Below are 1,670 nucleotides of genomic sequence, written 5' to 3' on the forward strand. Positions count from 1 at the left end.
ATCAAGATAAAATTCAAATCACAGCAGCACAAACTCTAAGCTCTAAAGCAAATAATAATAGCATTGTTATTAAAAACTCAAACATAGCTATACCTTTATACTTATATGGAGTAAGTAAGGTTAGTTTGGATAATAAAGATTATTATGCAAGTAGTGCTAATGCTAATAGTATAGTTTTAGATAATGTAAAATCAGGTAGAAACCTCACTACTATTATAGAAGCTGATAATTTAGAAAAAAACACTATAAAATATAATCTTGTACAATCTTTATCGAATGCTTCTAATATAGATAAAGGTTCTAAAATCATTTTAAGAGCCAATGAAAATGCTAATAATAATACTTTAAACATTAAAGATTATTCAAGTGCAGCTAGTTCTAATGTTTATGTTATTAATGCTAAAACTGAAAGTGCTAATAATACTTTTATCTTTGATAATTTAGCCCTAGGTACAGCTTCTGATAAAAGAGAAGGGGAGATAGTAATTAGTGCAGGTATAGCTAAGAATACTCATGATAATTATACTCATATAAATAATTTAAATATAGATGAGTATAAAAACAACAAAGCTATATTTATAAGTGCTTCTGGTGTATATAGTGAAAATGATAAAAGCTATGACAATACCTTATATCTAAGTGGTAATACTAATATTTTTAATAATACTAATATAGAAGTATTAGCAGGTAGCTTTTTACAAACTAGAATGGAAAATGATTTTAGCTCAAAAGCACTAATGCATAAAAGTGGCACTAATAATCATTTAGTATTAAATACAAATATAAAAGCAAATACTATTAATAACTTTGATCATTATAGCTTTATCTTAAAAGATGATACTAAAGCTTATTTAAATGCTAAAGAAGCTATTAATCTTTCTAAAGATAGTTCTATTAATGTATATACAAACAATAATGTAAAAAATAAAAGCTTTATTTTAATGCAAAGTGAAAAAGGCTTTGTAGATGCAAACAATAAACACTTAAATCAAAAAGACTTACAAAGCTTATTAGAAACTATCACTAAAAACAATCAAAGCTTACATAAAAACATCAAAGCAAAAGTTCAAAAAGCTAAATACACTCTAAGTGTAAGTAAAGATGCAAAAAGCATAGTAGTGAATTTAAATTAAAGCAATACTCAAAAAGGATTAATTATGAAAAAGCTAGCAAATCACATCATACTCTCAGGTGTAACTGTATCAATGTTATTTTCTCCACTAATGGCTTTACCTAGTGGAGGTAAATTTACTCATGGGACTAGTGGGAGTATAACTTCTAATGGTAATAATATGAATATTATAGGTAAAGGACCAAACTCAGTCATACAATGGGGTGGTGGTTTTAGTATAGGTAAAGGTGAAAGTGTAAACTTTGGAGGTAAAGATAAAAACTACCTAAACATTGCTCATGGCACTAGTAAATCTACCATAGAAGGTTTATTAAATGCAGGTGGTAATAATGTCTTTTTAATTAATCCTAATGGGGTAATCATTACTAAAACAGGAACTATCAATGCTAATCGCTTTGTGGCTTCTACTTCGTCGATGAGTGATGGGGAGATGTGGAAATTTGCTGATATGAAAAATTTCAATGATGGTTTAAGCTTTTCCCCTATATTTAAACCACAAAAAGCAGGTAATGTAGTAAATATGGGTACTATTAATGCT

At 27.7% G+C, this 1,670-nt stretch carries 1 protein-coding gene and 1 pseudogene; both read left to right on the forward strand.

The window, feature by feature from the left end; all coding sequences use genetic code 11:
• A pseudogene (locus CAMP5118_RS07900) lies at positions 1-1,133 on the forward strand (hypothetical protein); the annotation flags it as partial.
• Positions 1,134-1,157: 24 nt separating this feature from the next.
• Positions 1,158-1,670, forward strand: a 513-nt coding sequence (locus CAMP5118_RS07905) for a two-partner secretion domain-containing protein (RefSeq protein ID WP_337217021.1), incomplete at its 3' end; no start/stop codon positions are given.

Origin of the sequence: Campylobacter sp. LMG 7929 (genome assembly GCF_024723595.1) — a bacterium.
Classification (GTDB): Bacteria; Campylobacterota; Campylobacteria; order Campylobacterales; family Campylobacteraceae; genus Campylobacter_D.